The organism is Maribellus sp. CM-23, assembly GCF_021354595.1.
Taxonomy (GTDB): domain Bacteria; phylum Bacteroidota; class Bacteroidia; order Bacteroidales; family Prolixibacteraceae; genus Draconibacterium.
This window is the reverse complement of sequence record NZ_JADWYJ010000005.1, coordinates 538,844-555,467: the sequence shown is the minus strand read 5'-3', so window position 1 is coordinate 555,467 and position 16,624 is coordinate 538,844. Positions and strand designations below refer to the sequence as shown.

The window sequence follows — 16,624 nt, the reverse complement described above, 5'->3', positions numbered from 1 at the left end:
GAATGAAAAAATAGAAATTGAAAAATATACAACATGATACAAGCTATTAATCTACAAAAAGAATACAACGGTACCACCGTACTAAATTTACCGGAACTAAGCATCGAAAAAGGCGAAGTTTTCGGACTGGTAGGCAACAATGGAGCAGGAAAGACCACTTTTTTTTCACTGCTGCTCGACCTTATTCGGGCAACCCGCGGCAAAGTGATCATCAACGAAATTCCCGTGGCCAAATCGGAGGACTGGAAAGAACAGGTTTCAGCCTATATCGACGAATCCTTTACCATCGGTTACCTTACACCCGACGAGTATTTTAACTTCATTGGCGAATTGCGCAACCTCAATACAACAGACGTAAAAGCCTTTCTTGAAAAATTTGCCGATTTCTTTAAAGACGAAATTGTGGGTAAAAAGAAATACATCCGCGACCTGTCAAAAGGAAACCAGAAGAAAGTGGGTGTTGTTGGCGCTTTTATGGGAAATCCGGAAGTAATTATTCTTGACGAGCCATTTGCCAACCTCGATCCTTCGTCGCAATACCAGTTGCGAAACATGATCAAGGAAATTGGAAAGCAAAAAGATAAAACGATTCTGATTTCGAGCCACGACCTGGACCATGTTGCGGATGTTTGCTCCCGAATTGTGATCCTTGAAAAAGGAGAAATAGTTCGCGACGTACAGAAGACCGAATCAACTTTGGCCGAGCTAGAAGAATTCTTTACCGGGGTAAAAAAGGAAACTTCTTTTATCGACGAGCTATAAAATAACACAACCCCCTTTCAATCAATAAAAAACGCTAGGTTGCAGATGGTTTTTTCTGTAATTTTAGCAGAAATTTACCCGAAATGGAAAGTCACGAACAGAATATTAAGCAGGCCTATTCCAAAATGGCACAGCTGTGCAGCCGATCGGAACAATGTTCGGCCGATATCCGCAAAAAAATAATGGCCTACGAAATTGTGGATGAGATTGTGGATGAAATCATCTCCAAACTGATTGAAGAAAAGTTCATCGACGACGAAAGATATGTTCGTGCTTATGTAAACGACAAGTTCAAAATCAACAAGTGGGGCAAAGTGAAAATGCGGCACTACCTGCTTGCCAAAGGACTTTCAGACGAAGTGATTCAAAGGGGGCTTGAAAACATTGACGAGGAGAAATACAAAACGCTTTTGATCAAAACCATGAAGGCCAAGGCCAAAACCCTCAAAAAGAAAAGCCGCTTTGAAAAAATGGGACAGGTTATCCGCTATACGCAAAGCCGGGGTTTTGAACCGGAGCTGATTCACCGTCATTTGAATGAGGTATTGGAATAGTTAGCCTAATAAATATTGCGACTACCTCAAACTGATCTATGAATTTCGATTAATGATTTTTGATGGCAGAATTTTACATCGAAAATCGTTAATCTCCAATCAATGTTCATCATTCAACATTTCCTGCTACCTTTGCAAACCATCATAAAAAGCAATAAATAATGATTTTAAAGGAACAGGTAAAAGACCTTGTTGAGCGCCGGGATGCGCTGAGGAGGCATCTTTGACTACGATGCAAAGTTGATCGAATTAGAAGAAGAAGAACTCAAAACACAAGACCCCGATTTTTGGAACAACCCCAAAGAAGCGGAAGCCCAAATGAAAACGATTCGCGCCATCAAAACGTGGACCGATGGCTTTCTGAAAGTAAACCAGGCTGCCGAAGATTTCCTGGTGTTGTACGAATTCTTTGAAATGGAAGAAGCTTCGGAAGAAGAAGTGGAAAGTTCGTACAAAGAAACACTAACCCTGATTGAAGAGTTGGAAGCCAAGAACATGCTTCGCAACGAAGAAGACCACCTTGGCGCGGTACTCCGTATTAATGCAGGGGCCGGAGGTACTGAAAGCAACGACTGGGCAGACATGCTCTTCCGGATGTATACCCGCTGGATCGAAAAAAACGGCTACAAAATGAAAATAGCCGATATGCAGCAGGGCGACGAAGTTGGGGTAAAAAGCTGTACCATAGAAATTGAAGGAGAATTTGCCTACGGTTACCTGAAAAGCGAAAACGGGGTGCACCGCTTGGTACGCCTGTCGCCTTTCAATGCGCAAAACAAACGCATGACTTCGTTTACCTCGGTATATGTTGCTCCGCTTGTCGACGACTCGATTGAAATTGAAATCAATCCTGCCGACATTAGCTGGGACACGTTCAGAAGTGGCGGTGCGGGCGGACAAAATGTAAACAAGGTAGAAACCGGGGTAAGGTTGCGGCATGCTCCTACCGGCATTACCATTGAAAATACGGAAAGCCGGTCGCAACTGGGCAATAAGGAAAATGCCTTGCGTTTGCTAAAATCACAACTGTACGAGCTGGAGCTGCGCAAACGGCGTGAAAAAACGGCTGAAATAGAATCTCAGAAAAAGAAGATCGAATGGGGTTCTCAGATTCGCTCGTATGTGTTGCAACCCTACAAAATGGTGAAGGATTTACGCACCGGTTACGAAACGGGGAACGTGAATGCAGTGCTCGACGGTGACCTTGATGGATTCATCAAAGCCTACCTGATGGAATTCGGCGGAGAATAGCATTAAAGAAAATTCTTAGAGTTGACTATCTTCGTGGCTCTGTCACGGGATATTACGCCAACTTTATTTCAGCAAAAAAGCCGAAAAACCGAATTTTCTTTATTTCACCCCTCTGTCATCCGCCTGTTGACAGATGACATCTCCCCTGAAACTCAGGGGAGAATATTAAGGAATCCCCGTGGCAAGCCACGACGAATTATTTGATTAAAAACAGCTTTTCCTCTTGGAAATATCAGGGGCTTTTGGCATCTTGGGGCTGTCAGTGTTCTGGTTGTTTAAACATGCAAATACCGCGCACATGTATTCAAACGAAAAATTCATAAACAGGGAAATCAGTTGGCTGTCGTTTAACGAAAGGGTACTTCAGGAAGCGGAAGACCCCGAAACTCCCTTATTCGAAAGGATCCGCTTTATAGGTATTTTTTCCAACAACCTCGATGAGTTTTTCAGGGTGCGTGTAGCAACGGTACGCCGCATGGTATCGCTGGGGAAAGACGAAGAAAACCTGTTGGGAGATATGACTCCCAACGAACTTCACAACAAAATTCAGAACATTGTTCACCAGCAACAACGCAAGCTGGATGTGATTTACAACGACATTCTGGAGGAGCTGGAGGACAATAATATTTTCATGATCAACGAAGCCCAGTTAACAGAAAAGCAGGGCAAGTTTGTCAAGTCGTATTTTTACGACAAGGTATTGCCCAACCTGGTTCCGATCATGTTGGGTAAAAACAAGTTTCCTTATTTGCGCGACCGCTCGGTTTACCTGGCCGTTAAACTCTCGCAAAAAAACAATCCAAAGGAAGTACTGTATTCGTTGATACGAATTCCGGGACGCTCGGTACCCCGTTTTTTAGTTTTGCCCGAAGAAGACGGGAAACAGTTTGTGATGATACTCGACGACATCATCCGTTTCTGTATGGAGGATATCTTCTTTTATTTCGACCACGACCAATACGATGCCTACACCATAAAAATTACACGCGACGCAGAGCTCGATCTTGACGATGATATTTCGAAAAGCTTTATCGAAAAAATGAGCCAGAGCCTCAAAAAGCGCAAAAAAGGCAAGCCTGTTCGTTTGATTTACGACCGCAACATGCCCGACGACCTGCTTCAGTTTTTGCTCAAAAGAATGAAACTGGCAGAAGGAAGCGACGCAGTTCCGGGAGGCAGGTACCACAACCAGAAAGACTTTATGAATTTCCCGGAGATAGGGAAAAAGCATCATTATTATACCAACCTGCCACCTTCGCGCCACAAAGACCTGCCGCCGTTTACCAGCGTTTTAAAGGTATTGAGGCAGCAGGATATTATGTTGCATTATCCTTATCAGACCTTTAACCACTTTATTGATTTTCTGCGCGAAGCGGCCATCGATCCGCAGGTAAAGGAAATCGGACTGACGATTTACCGGGTAGCCAGCGATTCGAAAGTGATGAATGCCTTGCTGAATGCGGTAAGAAACGGGAAGATTGTAACCGTGGTAATTGAATTGCAGGCCCGCTTCGACGAAGAAGCCAACATATTCTGGTCGAACAAATTACAGGAAGAAGGCGCCAATGTAATCAACGGTGTTCCCGGAATGAAAGTACACAGCAAACTCGCCTGGGTACAACGCAAAGAAAACGGAGGAGTGCGTAACTACGCCTACATCGGAACGGGTAATTTTCACGAAGGCACAGCCAGGGTGTATGCCGATGAAGGTCTGCTGACTGCCGATCCGCGACTGGCCGACGAGGTGCAAAAGGTATTCGAATTTTTCAAACAAAACTACCTCCACTACAACTACGAACACTTGGTGGTTAGTCCGTTTGCCATGCGCAAATACTTTGAAAAACACATCGACCAGGAAATTAAACTGGCCAAGCAGGGAAAACCTGCCTGGATGATTCTGAAAATGAACAGCCTCATCGACCCAGGCATGATGATAAAACTGTACGACGCCGCAAAAGCCGGGGTAGAAATACAATTGATCGTGAGAGGAATCTTCGGGTTAAAAACCGGGGAGAACGGGCTTAGCCACAACATCACGGCCATCAGCATTGTAGATAAATACCTCGAACATTCGCGCATTTTTCTGTTTGGCGCGGGCGGTGCGGAAAAAATGTACATTTCCTCTGCCGACTGGATGCCCCGTAACCTCAACCGCCGAATTGAGGTAGCGTGTCCGATTTATGATGCGTCCATTAAAGCAGAGCTGAAAGAGATGTTGCTCATCCAGTTACGCGACAATTCCAAAGCGCGCGTTCTGGATCCCGATCTCTCCAATCAATACTCGGAAGACGGACTTGACAAAAAATTCAGGGCGCAGGAAGATTACTATCATTATATTAAATCGATCACTCATTCGGCACAGGAAGAGACCATTAATACAACAGAATAAAATTCGTTTAAATGAAGATATACCACAATCCCCGTTGTTCAAAAAGCCGCAACGGACTCCAATACCTCGAAAACAAAGGCTGCCAGTTTGAAGTAGTTAAATACCTGGAAGAAGGCATCAGCGAAAAAGAACTGAAAGAAATTATCGCACTTACCGGGAAAAAGCCTTTCGACTTTGTTCGCACACACGAGCAGGACTACAAAGACCTCTACAAAGGAAAAGTTTTGAGTGACGAAGAGTGGATAAAAATACTGGTTCAAAATCCTAAACTGCTGCACCGCCCCATAGTAGTGAACGGAGATAAAGCTGTTTTGGGAAATCCACCGGAGAACATCGACCAAATCCTGCAGCTAAACATAAGACACTGATTCCCGGACACATACTTCGCTTGCAACTTACAAAATCTTTGTATATTTGCAGCCGTATTAACCACGTGTGCTTGATAACCACGTTAAAAACAAGTAAATGAGAACAACTGTATCAGTAACTTTCATGCTGGCGGGTATTGTTTTTGCAGCCTGCCTCATCCTCTCCAACATTCTTGCAACAAAAATTATGATGATCGGACCGTGGTCGGCTCCTGCCGGAGTTTTGATCTTTCCGCTGGCGTACATTATTAACGACGTAATTGCCGAAGTGTGGGGCTACCAAAAAGCCCGTCTGATTATCTGGGCTGGTTTTGGCGTAAACATTCTCGCGGCTTTGTTTATTACTCTGGCCATTGCAGCGCCTGCCGCTCCGTTCTGGCAAAACCAGGATGCCTTTGCAACCACTTTGGGCAGCACTTCGCGTATTGTGGCTGCCAGTTTAATGGCCTATTTGCTCGGATCTTTTCTGAATGCTTATGTAATGAGCCGTTTCAAAGTCATGACCCGCGGCAAGAACTTTTCGTTGCGGGCCATTGTATCAACGCTGGCCGGTGAAGGAGCCGATTCACTCATCTTCATCACCGTTGCCTTTGCCGGAGTATTTCCTGTGAGTGTTATGCTGACAATGATCCTGACACAGGCCCTGATCAAAACTGTTTATGAGATTCTGGTGCTTCCGCTGACCATTGTTATCGTAAACAAAGTGAAAAAACTGGAAGGCATCGACACCTACGATTACAATATTTCGTACAATCCGTTCCGCTTAAAACAGGTTTAAAATGATAACAGAAAAAGCCCTTGTTGTTTTTTCGGGCGGACAGGACTCAACTACCTGTCTTTATTGGGCTCAGCAAAATTTCTCGGAAGTGCAGGCCATTGCTTTTGATTACGGCCAGCGGCACAAAATAGAACTCAAAGCCGCGAAAAGCATTGCAGAAAAAGCAGGAATTCAGCTAAGTGTTTTCCGAATGGACCTGTTGGGACAACTCACGCAAAATGCGCTCACTTCGCAGGAAATGGAAGTGGAAGAAGCAAAACCGGAAGACCGGCCACCCAATACACTGGTGGAAGGACGAAATATGTTGTTTTTGACCTACGCCGCCATTTTTGCTAAGTCCCGCAATATCCATCATTTGGTAACCGGTGTGGGGCAAGCTGACTTTAGTGGTTACCCCGATTGCCGGAACGACTTTATCCTGTCGCTGAATTCAACCCTGAATTTATCGATGGATTACGACTACACGATTCACACTCCCCTGATGTGGAAAGACAAAGCAGCCATCTGGCAACTGGCGGATGAACTTGGCGTGATGGAAATTGTACAAAACGAAACAGTAACCTGCTACAACGGCGTAAAAGGCAAAGGTTGCGGGCATTGCCCGGCCTGCATGTTGCGCAACCGCGGACTGGAAAATTATCTAAATTCAAAAAAAGCATGAGCGATTTAAAACACCTCGGAAACGAAACGAACTACCTTTTTGATTACACACCCGGTGTACTGGAGACCTTTGACAACAAACATCCGGAGAACGATTACTGGGTGAAGTTCAACGCACCCGAATTTACCAGCCTTTGTCCGATAACCGGGCAGCCCGATTTTGCAACGATTTACATCAGCTACATTCCGGGTGAAAAAATGGTGGAAAGCAAAAGCCTGAAACTCTACCTGTTTAGTTTTCGCAACCACGGCGCGTTTCACGAAGATTGCATCAACATCATCATGAAAGATTTGATCAGCCTGATGGAACCGAAGTACATCGAAGTTTGGGGAAAATTTCTGCCACGCGGCGGTTTGAGCATTGATCCGTACAGCAACTACGGCCAACCCGGAACCCGTTACGAAGAACTGGCCTGGTACCGCATGCAAAATCACGATATGAATCCGGAAAAGATCGACAACCGCTAAAAAGTTTGCTTCTGCGTTAAAAGAACAAGAAGCTGTCTATCGTTTTTACTGCACAAATTTGAAAAGTTACTTTGCGATCAGGTTACGGGCTTCGCGAAGAATCCGGTTGATTTGCTTTTCCGGTAAGCCCATTTCCCGAAGCAAATCAGGCTGATTGGTGATCTCGCTGCAAAGAACAATGCCCTTTTCAAGTAATTGCTGTTTCTGAGCTTTGCTTAGTGAAATCAGTGAAGTAAGCGGATGCAGCCCCGACTTATCAATGTATTGTTTCAACCCTTCTCCCTGCGGAAAATCCCACGATACCATAAACAGTCCCACACAGGTTCCATAACTCATGGCATCCTCGCTAAAACGTGTGTTGGTAACCACTCCGCCGTGGTATTGCAGATCGGTACCGTATTGCTTTTCCCAGGCAGCTTTCACATCCAGAAAACGCGAATGAATGTAAAGTGGCACCTGCACCCCGCTTTTGGTCAGGCTGTCGCTGTGAAACTTGCATTCGATCATCAGCATTTCGCCGTTTTTGCGGGCCACTACATCTACCTCGTGTTGCACACATTTCCCCTTAACAATCACGCCGGTCTCTACCTGGTATCCCATGGTTTCGAGCACCCGCCCCACAAATTTTTCAAAAGGAAATCCGGTTGGTCCCAACTCCATAATCGCATTTTTCAGACGGTAACGTCCCGCCATTTTATACGATTCCTTTTTCAAAAGACTAAACGCCAACTGGTAGATCTTCCGGGTCGGGATCCCGTCGTACAACTCATCCCGGACCAGCCGGACAATGCTTTCCTGCTCCTGTTTTCCTGCCCCCGACGACTGAAGTGCCTGTTTTAGTTTACCGGCATCAAACAACACTTTTTCTCCGTTTCCCTTTGTAACGTGTAAATTCATGGATTTTTGATTTTGCCCCTAATTTAAAGGATATTTTGTATCGTGGGCAGATAAAACAAAAAAACCGGCTGTCAGCTGACAACCGGTTCATTATTTTTACTCTTCCCTAAATCGGGAGGTTCTACAGTCCTAATTTTTCTTTGATCAAACCCGGAATTTCTGAAGGTTCTTTTGCCACCGGAACACCGGCCGCATTAAAAGCCTTGATCTTCTCTTCTGCGGTTCCTGCACCACTAGAAATGATTGCCCCGGCATGTCCCATCCGTTTTCCGGGAGGAGCCGATTGGCCGGCAATAAAAGCAACCACCGGCTTGGTCATTTTCTCTTTAATGAACTTGGCTGCCTGCTCTTCGGCATCGCCACCAATTTCACCAATTACAACCACCGCATCGGTTTTCAGGTCATTTTCATACATCTCCAGTAAATCGATAAAATACAAACCGGAAACAGAATCGCCACCGATTCCCACACAGGTAGTTTGCCCCAGATCATTTTCTGTCAACATGTTTACCACTTCATAGGTAAGTGTACCCGAACGCGAGATCAAACCAACATTTCCAGGTTTAAAAATCATTCCCGGAAGAATTCCGATCAAACACTCGCCCGGCGTAATCAATCCCGGACAGTTGGCACCCACCAACTTGGTATCGTTTTTCTTCAACACCGGCATTACCCGGATCATGTCCTGCACCGGCACATGCTCAGTGATACACACTACCAGCTCAATTCCGGCATAGCTCGCTTCCAGGATGGCATCACCGGCAAAAGGTGCCGGAACAAAAATAACGGAAGCATTGGCCCCGGTAGCTTTCACAGCGTCTTCAACCGTATTGAAAACCGGAATGCCTTCCACTTGCTGCCCCGCTTTTCCCGGAGAAATTCCACCAACAATGTTGGTACCGTAAGCCTTCATTTTACTGGTATGGAAAGCACCGTCGCGTCCGGTGATTCCCTGCACAATTACTTTGGTATCTTTATTTATAAGAATGCTCATTTCTCTAACTTTTTACTTTCAACGTTTCACTTTTGACTTAGCTCTATCGCTTTCTGAGCTGCTTCGCTCATGGTTTTCACCACCGGCAACCCGGTTTTTTCAATAATCTCGAGCCCCTCTTTGGCATTGGTTCCCGAAAGGCGAATCACAATCGGAATATCTGTTTTTATCTGATCGAGTGCAGCAACCAGTCCGCGAGCTACATCGTCGCAACGGGTAATTCCGCCAAAAATATTGATCATCACCGATTTTACGTTTTTATCTCCCAGCAGAATGTTCATGGCATCAACCACTTTCTGCGGGTTGGAAGAACCACCAATATCCAGGAAGTTGGCAGGCTCGCCTCCATACAATTTGATCATATCCATGGTAGCCATTGCCAGTCCGGCGCCGTTCACCATGCACCCGATGTTGCCATCCAGTTTAATATATGAAAGTCCTTTTGCGTTGGCTTCCAGCTCTTTTTTCTCGTTTTCGTCGGCCTCACGCATGGCAATAATTTCTTTTTGACGGAACAAGGCATTATCGTCAAAATTCATTTTACCGTCGATCGCCAAAACTTGTTTATCCGGAGTCAGTACCAACGGATTGATTTCAGCCAGCGAAGAATCGGTTTCAACATACAGTTTGTAAAGCTTCACCAGGATTTCGGCTGCCTGACGTACCTGTTTCGGATCGTTAAACAGCTGCAAAGCCACTTTGCGGGCCTGCCAGTCCATCAGTCCCATGGTTGGGTCGATCGGCATTTTAATGATCTTCTCGGGATTGGTTTTTGCCACTTCCTCGATTTCCACTCCCCCTTCAGAACTGGCCATCAGGGTTACGGCTTTTGCATTCCGGTCGTTGATCAGGCCAACATAAAATTCCTTTTCGATATCCACGGCATCGGCAACCAGTACTTTTTCAACCGTTATGCCTTTGATATCCATTCCCAGTATCAGTTTGGCCTTTTCAATTGCTTCGGCTTTGGTGGTTGCCAGCTTAACACCACCGGCTTTTCCTCTTCCACCGACCAATACCTGGGCTTTAACAACCCTCAGTTTGTCTTTGTCCGAAACTTTCTTTTTTACTTCATCTACCGAATGGCACAACTCTCCTTCCGGCACAGGAATCCCGTACTTCCTGAATAAATCTCGGGCTTGATATTCATGAATTTTCATGTGTTTAAATTGTTTTTCGCCGAATTATGAAAGCAAACCACAAGAACCTGCGCGATGCGGTTTTTACTAAAGGTCAGTGTAATCGTTCATTTTCGGCCTGTTACGGTTGAAAAAATTATCGTTAAATTTATCAATTATTTAACCCTCAAACGACCAAATTGTTTTCTTTTTTTTATGACCTATAACACATTTCCTGTGTAACTTTTATCACATGTTTTAAAAATATTCCGGAAGAGCGGAGTCTGGCTGGCTGACTTCCGAATTTTCGTTAGTTTTGTGCCTCAATTTCTACTCTTATGAAGGATTTAATCAAAAAGGTTATAGAGGATGAAGCGCAAGCCATCCGAAACATTCCGGTTAGCGATGGAATGCTGACAGCTATTGAACTGATTTACGAGCGGGTACACCAAAAAAAAGGAAAACTGGTTACCAGCGGAATGGGGAAAGCCGGGCAAATTGCGCTAAACTATGCCACCACATTTAGCTCTACCGGAACACCTGCTGTATTTCTTCACCCAAGTGAATCGCAACACGGCGACCTCGGAGTATTGCAGGAAAACGATGTGTTGCTGGTGATTTCCAACTCGGGCAAAACCCGCGAAATTATTGAACTGATTGATCTGGCCGAAAACCTTCACGAAGGCTTGCCGCTGATCGTTATTTCCAGCAACCCGGATGGAGTACTGGCGCAAAATGCTGATGCATTCATTTTCACCGGCAACCCCAAAGAAGTTTGCTTACTGGGATTATCGCCTACAACTTCCACCACCGTAATGACCGTAATCGGTGATGCACTGGTAGTTTCGATGATGAAAAAGATCGGTTTTACCAACGAAGAATATGCCAAGCGTCACCACGGAGGCTACCTGGGAGATAAATCGCGGATGCAGGCAAAAACCGAGAAAAAGTAGAACCTTACCACTACAATCTGAAATTTCGGAAGGGGCATTTCCCGCAAGAGATTTCATAAAATGAAGACAAATGAGAATTACCAAAGAAGGCACTGTAGGATTGGTTATTGACATACAGGAACGTTTGTTCCCGGTAATGCATGAAAAAGAAACGCTGCAGAAAAACTGCCAGATACTTATTGAAGGCTTGAACCATTTAAGTGTACCCGTGCTGGTCTCGCAGCAATACACACGCGGTTTGGGTGAAACACTGCCCGAAGTAAAATCACTGTTTGCGGAATTCGAATATCTTGAGAAAAAAGATTTCAGTTGTTTTGATGTTCCGGAAATCCGCGAAAAGATTAACGCTTTCAACGCCAAAAATGTAATTATTTGCGGTATTGAATCGCATGTTTGTGTTTTGCAAACCGCGGTTGATCTAAAAGAAGCCGGTCTGAACCCGATTGTGGTGATGGATTGCGTTTCGTCGCGCACCCCGGAAAATTTCGAACTGGCTAAAGAACGCTTCCGCCACGAAGGCATTCTGATGACTTCTTACGAATCCATTCTTTTCGAATTAACGCGTGCAGCCGGAACCGATGAGTTCAAAGCTATATCGAAACTGGTGAAATAACTATCAGCTACTCAGGTTAGAAACCATATAAAAAAAGCAGGGCACTCCCTGCTTTTTTTATGAGAGTCAATTTTAAAAAATATCCAACGCTCAATTTTGAATGTAAAATATCCAACAAAATCCGGAAAATTGGATATTGGTAATTCTGCAATAAAAAAATAAAAACAAATCCAGAATACGAGTCTACATCTAACCTTCATTTCTGCTGATGATTTCCCGGAATCACGATTATTTTGTTTTCCATTTCAACTCTTTTCTTATTTTTAAGCAACCGAACCAATAGTAACCGTTTTTAACCATGAACAGAACAATCCTTTCGCTCGTACTGATTTTTAGTCCTTTCTCCGTTTTTGCTCAAAACCTGCCAGCTCCAACCGGCTTACTGGTTGAACTACTTCGGGAACCCGAAAAAGCCGTCATTACCGACTCCAATCCCGAGTTTGGATGGATCTTCCCGCAACAAGGAGTGACTCAAACTGCTTATCAAATACTGGTGGCTTCTTCTCCCGATCTGCTAACAGAAAAAGAAGCAGATTTGTGGAACAGCGGAAAAATCAACACCGCGACTTCGATAAACGTTTCATACAAGGGAAAGAGCCTGTCGTCACATTCAAAATACTGGTGGAAAGTAAAGGTGTGGGGAAAAGAAGGCAAAGCGAGCGCATACAGTAAACCTCAGCAATTCATTACCGGCACCTTCGATTGGAGAAGCGACGAGTGGGCAGGTGTCAGCAATTGGGTGGAACTGGCGCCCGGCAATTGGGTAGCAGAAGACCGCCAAATGGCGAGCTTCACAAAAAAAGAACCCGTTTTATTCAAAAAAGTCAGTGAAGGAAACTGGTTTGCCGATTTTGGACAAGCCGCCTTTGCAACAGCTGACTTTTCGATCACGTCAGATGTTGAAGGACAAAAGATCAGGGTTTACCTGAGCGAACGAAAAAATGAAGATTTATCGGTGCATAAAAATCCGGGGCGTAGCAACATCGGCTTCTTTCAAACGGAAATCGAATTAAAAAAAGGAACACATACTTACCAGGTAAAAATTCCTCCACACAGCGCCCGTTATCCACACAGCCAGAAAATGGCGCCTTTTTATCCCGAGGTAGTCCCGTTTCGCTATGCAGAAATTGAAAGCGACGGAAAAATACGGGTAAACAGCATCACCCAGGAAGCGCTTTATTATCTGTTTGACGACAGCCAGTCGGCGTTTAACAGCCCCAATGAGAACCTGAACAAGGTGTGGGACCTGTGCAAATACACGCTAAAAGCCACGCCGTTTTTAGGGGTTTATTCCGACGGGAACCGCGAGCGAATGCCCTACGAAGCAGATGCTTACATTCAGCAACTGGGGCACTATGCGGTAGATCGTGAGTTTTCGGCGGCCCGCTACAGTCTTGCGTTTTTGGTTTCGCATGCCAGCTGGCCAACCGAATGGCAAATGCATACAGTTATGATGGCCCGCGAACACTACATGCACACCGGCGACACCGAGTTTTTGGCAACGATTTACAACGATCTGAAAAAGAAAACGCTGATCGACCTGCAACGCGAAGATGGCCTGATTAGCACCAAAACCGGAAAACTAACCTCCGAGGTTTTGAAAAGCATTCATTTTACAGGGGAAAGATTCAGAGACATTGTGGACTGGCCGCCTATTGAAAACGATAACTATGAGTTTGCCGATTACAATACCGTGGTTAATTCATTTTACTTCTATTCACTGAAATGCATGTCGGAAATTGCCGCCGCACTTGGTAAAACAGAGGACAGCAACTTTTACAAAACGCATGCGGAGAAGGTGAAACAAAGCATACTGCGCAATATGTTTGACACGCAAAAAGGCTATTTTGTGGATGGAATCGATGCCAGCCACGCAAGTTTGCATGCCAATATGTTTCCACTGGCATTCAACCTGGTGCCCGAAAAAGACATCCCTTCGGTTGTTCGATACATCAAAAGCAAAGGAATTGCGTGCAGCGTTTACGGCGCCCAATACCTGCTGGAAGCATTGTACAATGCAGGAGAAGCTGAATATGCCTTGAACCTGATGACATCGGAAGACAAAAGAAGCTGGATGAACATGCTGAAGGTTGGCTCCACCATGACCACCGAAGCCTGGGACGAAGCCTACAAGCCCAATCTCACCTGGAATCATGCGTGGGCAACCGCTCCGGCCAACATTATTCCACGACGTTTAATGGGCATCCAACCGGTAGAGCCCGGCTTTAAGACTTTTTCAGTAAACCCGCAGCCAACCGGGCTTGAGAACATCGAACTCACCATCCCGACAATTCGCGGGGCGATTACCTGTAAGCTCAAAAGCAATCCGGAAGAATGGGAAATGGAACTTTCGGTGCCCGGAAACAGCGAGGCACTGGTACTTATTCCATCAGAACTCCCGACTGTAAAGGTTAACGGAAAAAAAGCAGAAGTCAATTCAACAGTCGAATACCTCGGGATGTCCAGGAATTTATTTAAACTGGCCAGCGGAACTTACCTTATTTCAGCAAAAAAATAGATCTTTGCAGCCAGAAAGGGATTAATTATGCTTGAGATTTGTGCCATCGCTTCCGGAAGCAACGGAAACTGTTATTACATAGGAAACCACACCGATGCGGTTTTGATCGATGCCGGTATTTCGACCAAACAGATTCTGTTGCGTATGAAAGAACGCGACCTGGATGCGACTAAAATCAAAGCATTGTTCATCACTCACGAACACGGCGACCATATGCGGGGGGCACGCGTGTTGGGAAAAAGGCTTCAGATTCCGGTGTACCTGACCGCCAAAACCTACAACAGTTCGTATAAAAACCTGCGTCCCGACTACCCAAAATTCTTCTCTCCGGACGATGTCATCGAAGTAGGGGATTTTTCCATTTACCCGGTACTTAAAAACCACGATGCTGCCGAACCTTGCTCTTTCAGAATTGAATACCAAAACCGAAACATTGGCGTTTTTACCGATATTGGCGAAGCTTGTAACAATGTAAAAACACACCTCCAACTGTGCGACAGCCTGTTTCTGGAATCAAATTACGACGAAAAAATGTTGTGGGAAGGAAGTTATCCGTGGCACCTAAAAAAGAGAGTGGCTTCCGATGTCGGGCATCTTTCCAACGACCAGGCCTTCGAACTCTTAAACCAGCATGCCGGAGAAAATCTGCAATGTGTGTTCCTTAGTCACTTGTCGAAAGAAAACAATACGCCGGAGATGGCCTTCGAGACCATGCAGCCGCTCACCGAACGCTTTGCAGTTAAACTGACTTCGCGTCGCGAAGCCTCCGAAGTTTTTCAGCTTCAGTAAAAAAAATCCCGAACCGGTTTTACAACCAATCCGGGATATCTGTATCTCCTGTAATTTTTTAGCTATTTAACAGATGGTCGCTCAGCGCCTGCAATGTTTTTACTTTTTGCGAGGTTGGCACCAGCACCGAAATATTGTAACGGCTTCCTCCGTACGAGATCATTCGGATGGGGATTCCGTCCAGCGCATGGAAAACCTTCGACGCAAAACCATGTTCTTCCTGGATAATATCTCCCACAATACAAACAATCGACAGATCGTGGTCGATTTCCACCGACCCAAACTTGTTCAACTCTTCGTGAATCGCTTCCAGGTTCTGCACATGGTCAATCGACAGGGAAACGGCAACCTCCGAAGTGGAGATCATATCGATGGGTGTGCGGTATTTCTCAAACACTTCGAAGATGCTTTTTAGAAAACCGTAAGCCATCAACATGCGTCCCGAACGAATTTTAACCGCGGTAATTCCGTCTTTGGCAGCCACAGCTTTAATTCCTTTTCCATCCGATTCTGCGGTGATCAATGTTCCGCCATCCGAAGGATTCATGGTGTTTTTCAGGCGAACCGGAATGTTTTGAACCCTTGCCGGCAACACTGTTTGCGGGTGAAGGATTTTTGCACCAAAGTACGCCAACTCAGCCGCCTCGTTAAACGACAGTTGCTCAATTTTCCGGGTATTCTCCACAAAGCGTGGGTCGTTGTTATGAAAACCGTCAATGTCCGTCCAAATCTGAATTTCGTCGGCATCAATGGCAGCCCCGATCAAAGAAGCAGTGTAGTCGCTTCCTCCTCTTTGCAAATTACTAATGTCGCCATTGGCATCAAGGCAAATAAATCCCTGCGTAATATAATAGTCGGCCTCCCCGGCTTTATCGATCACGGGTTTAATGTGCTCCCGGATGTAAACCATATCAGCCGACTTGTCTTCATCAATTTTCATGAACTCAAGAGCTGGCAGAAGCTTGGTATTGTATCCGTTTTCGTTCATTAAAACCGTTACTAGCTGAGTTGAGATAATCTCTCCCTGCGCCAGAATGGTATTTTCGCCCACCTCCGAAAAAACGCCGGCGGTAAAAGATTTGATGGTATCAAAACTGGCCTTCACAATGGCGAGCCCGGCCTTTTTGTTTTCTTCCGACTGAAACAATTCGGCAACCACCTGCTTGTACTTGGCTTCCAGTTTACCAATGGCAATATTCGCACTGTCCTTGTTCTTTTTGTGCAGAAAATTTGAGATTTCAACCAAAGAATTGGTTGTTCCCGACATGGCCGAGAGTACTATTATTTTTTTCTCGCCATCAGTCACCAGGTTCATCACAGCCCGCATATTCTCAGGCGAGCCAACCGATGTTCCTCCGAATTTCAATACCTTCATACCTATAAATTTTCAATCGATTTTCGAATTATTTTAAAAAGTCTGTTTGATAGCCGTCTTAACTGCTTATCAGTGCAATAAAACAAAAAAGCCCGGATTTTGTGCGAAATGTCCCCCGCTTCATCTTCACTTTTACA

16 protein-coding genes are annotated in these 16,624 nt (G+C 45.2%); 12 read left to right on the top strand and 4 right to left on the bottom strand.

What is annotated here, in order from left to right:
- Positions 1-33 precede the first annotated feature (33 nt).
- From INQ51_RS18570 to queF, 8 genes are all read left to right on the top strand, one after another.
- On the top strand, positions 34-762 hold the full coding sequence (locus INQ51_RS18570) for an ABC transporter ATP-binding protein (RefSeq protein ID WP_119436828.1): 729 nt from the start codon (positions 34-36) through the stop codon (positions 760-762).
- 83 nt (positions 763-845) lie between these two features.
- A complete protein-coding gene (locus tag INQ51_RS18565; RefSeq protein ID WP_233379448.1) occupies positions 846-1,316 on the top strand; it encodes a regulatory protein RecX in 471 nt (156 codons plus the stop codon).
- A 161-nt stretch (positions 1,317-1,477) separates the two neighbouring features.
- A protein-coding gene (prfB, locus tag INQ51_RS18560) for a peptide chain release factor 2 (protein ID WP_233379447.1) occupies positions 1,478-2,567 on the top strand; the annotation gives its coding sequence in 2 pieces (ribosomal slippage) (positions 1,478-1,540 and positions 1,542-2,567; 1,089 coding nt in all).
- Between the two features lie 298 nt (positions 2,568-2,865).
- Entirely contained in the window at positions 2,866-4,956 is a 2,091-nt protein-coding gene (gene ppk1 / locus INQ51_RS18555) for a polyphosphate kinase 1 (protein ID WP_233379446.1), read from the top strand.
- An 11-nt stretch (positions 4,957-4,967) separates the two neighbouring features.
- Complete coding sequence (arsC, locus tag INQ51_RS18550; RefSeq protein WP_233379445.1) at positions 4,968-5,324, top strand: arsenate reductase (glutaredoxin); 357 nt, start codon at positions 4,968-4,970, stop codon at positions 5,322-5,324.
- 97 nt (positions 5,325-5,421) lie between these two features.
- Complete coding sequence (locus INQ51_RS18545) at positions 5,422-6,102, top strand: queuosine precursor transporter (RefSeq protein WP_233379444.1); 681 nt, start codon at positions 5,422-5,424, stop codon at positions 6,100-6,102.
- Between the two features lies 1 nt (position 6,103).
- On the top strand, positions 6,104-6,763 hold the full coding sequence (gene queC / locus INQ51_RS18540; protein ID WP_233379443.1) for a 7-cyano-7-deazaguanine synthase QueC: 660 nt from the start codon (positions 6,104-6,106) through the stop codon (positions 6,761-6,763).
- Complete coding sequence (gene queF / locus INQ51_RS18535; RefSeq protein ID WP_233379442.1) at positions 6,760-7,230, top strand: preQ(1) synthase; 471 nt, start codon at positions 6,760-6,762, stop codon at positions 7,228-7,230. Before queC ends, queF begins: the two co-directional genes overlap by 4 nt.
- 66 nt (positions 7,231-7,296) lie before the next feature.
- Here the strand turns inward: queF and INQ51_RS18530 are convergent, their stop codons facing one another.
- The 3 genes from INQ51_RS18530 to sucC all read right to left on the bottom strand — a co-directional run bounded on the left by INQ51_RS18530 (position 7,297) and on the right by sucC (position 10,281).
- On the bottom strand, positions 7,297-8,127 hold the full coding sequence (locus INQ51_RS18530; protein WP_233379441.1) for a restriction endonuclease: 831 nt from the start codon (positions 8,125-8,127) through the stop codon (positions 7,297-7,299).
- 121 nt (positions 8,128-8,248) lie between these two features.
- Entirely contained in the window at positions 8,249-9,121 is an 873-nt protein-coding gene (sucD, locus tag INQ51_RS18525) for a succinate--CoA ligase subunit alpha (protein ID WP_233379440.1), read from the bottom strand.
- Between the two features lie 26 nt (positions 9,122-9,147).
- Positions 9,148-10,281, bottom strand: a complete 1,134-nt coding sequence (gene sucC, locus INQ51_RS18520; RefSeq protein ID WP_233379439.1) for an ADP-forming succinate--CoA ligase subunit beta — start codon at positions 10,279-10,281, stop codon at positions 9,148-9,150.
- 296 nt (positions 10,282-10,577) lie between these two features.
- Between sucC and INQ51_RS18515 the strand changes: the two genes are divergently transcribed.
- The 4 genes from INQ51_RS18515 to INQ51_RS18500 all read left to right on the top strand — a co-directional run bounded on the left by INQ51_RS18515 (position 10,578) and on the right by INQ51_RS18500 (position 15,112).
- Complete coding sequence (locus INQ51_RS18515; protein ID WP_233379438.1) at positions 10,578-11,192, top strand: SIS domain-containing protein; 615 nt, start codon at positions 10,578-10,580, stop codon at positions 11,190-11,192.
- A gap of 70 nt (positions 11,193-11,262) precedes the next feature.
- Positions 11,263-11,805: an isochorismatase family protein gene (locus INQ51_RS18510; protein ID WP_233379437.1), complete on the top strand. Its 543-nt coding sequence runs from the start codon at positions 11,263-11,265 to the stop codon at positions 11,803-11,805.
- A gap of 298 nt (positions 11,806-12,103) precedes the next feature.
- On the top strand, positions 12,104-14,323 hold the full coding sequence (locus tag INQ51_RS18505; RefSeq protein WP_233379436.1) for an alpha-L-rhamnosidase C-terminal domain-containing protein: 2,220 nt from the start codon (positions 12,104-12,106) through the stop codon (positions 14,321-14,323).
- A 27-nt stretch (positions 14,324-14,350) separates the two neighbouring features.
- Positions 14,351-15,112 carry an MBL fold metallo-hydrolase gene (locus INQ51_RS18500; protein ID WP_233379435.1) on the top strand — a complete coding sequence of 254 codons (762 nt, stop codon included), beginning with the start codon at positions 14,351-14,353 and terminating at the stop codon, positions 15,110-15,112.
- 58 nt (positions 15,113-15,170) lie between these two features.
- Here the strand turns inward: INQ51_RS18500 and INQ51_RS18495 are convergent, their stop codons facing one another.
- A complete protein-coding gene (locus tag INQ51_RS18495) occupies positions 15,171-16,487 on the bottom strand; it encodes an aspartate kinase (protein ID WP_233379434.1) in 1,317 nt (438 codons plus the stop codon).
- Between the last annotated feature and the right edge of the window lie 137 nt (positions 16,488-16,624).

Excerpts from the sequence above, each read along its gene's own strand:
- INQ51_RS18570 (WP_119436828.1), top strand. The coding sequence starts at position 34 with ATGATACAAGCTATTAATCTACAAAAAGAATACAACGGTACCACCGTA.
- INQ51_RS18565 (WP_233379448.1), top strand. The coding sequence starts at position 846 with ATGGAAAGTCACGAACAGAATATTAAGCAGGCCTATTCCAAAATGGCA.
- ppk1 (WP_233379446.1), top strand. The coding sequence starts at position 2,866 with ATGTATTCAAACGAAAAATTCATAAACAGGGAAATCAGTTGGCTGTCG.
- arsC (WP_233379445.1), top strand. The coding sequence starts at position 4,968 with ATGAAGATATACCACAATCCCCGTTGTTCAAAAAGCCGCAACGGACTC.
- INQ51_RS18545 (WP_233379444.1), top strand. The coding sequence starts at position 5,422 with ATGAGAACAACTGTATCAGTAACTTTCATGCTGGCGGGTATTGTTTTT.
- queC (WP_233379443.1), top strand. The coding sequence starts at position 6,104 with ATGATAACAGAAAAAGCCCTTGTTGTTTTTTCGGGCGGACAGGACTCA.
- queF (WP_233379442.1), top strand. The coding sequence starts at position 6,760 with ATGAGCGATTTAAAACACCTCGGAAACGAAACGAACTACCTTTTTGAT.
- INQ51_RS18530 (WP_233379441.1), bottom strand. The coding sequence starts at position 8,127 with ATGAATTTACACGTTACAAAGGGAAACGGAGAAAAAGTGTTGTTTGAT.
- sucD (WP_233379440.1), bottom strand. The coding sequence starts at position 9,121 with ATGAGCATTCTTATAAATAAAGATACCAAAGTAATTGTGCAGGGAATC.
- sucC (WP_233379439.1), bottom strand. The coding sequence starts at position 10,281 with ATGAAAATTCATGAATATCAAGCCCGAGATTTATTCAGGAAGTACGGG.
- INQ51_RS18515 (WP_233379438.1), top strand. The coding sequence starts at position 10,578 with ATGAAGGATTTAATCAAAAAGGTTATAGAGGATGAAGCGCAAGCCATC.
- INQ51_RS18510 (WP_233379437.1), top strand. The coding sequence starts at position 11,263 with ATGAGAATTACCAAAGAAGGCACTGTAGGATTGGTTATTGACATACAG.
- INQ51_RS18505 (WP_233379436.1), top strand. The coding sequence starts at position 12,104 with ATGAACAGAACAATCCTTTCGCTCGTACTGATTTTTAGTCCTTTCTCC.
- INQ51_RS18500 (WP_233379435.1), top strand. The coding sequence starts at position 14,351 with ATGCTTGAGATTTGTGCCATCGCTTCCGGAAGCAACGGAAACTGTTAT.
- INQ51_RS18495 (WP_233379434.1), bottom strand. The coding sequence starts at position 16,487 with ATGAAGGTATTGAAATTCGGAGGAACATCGGTTGGCTCGCCTGAGAAT.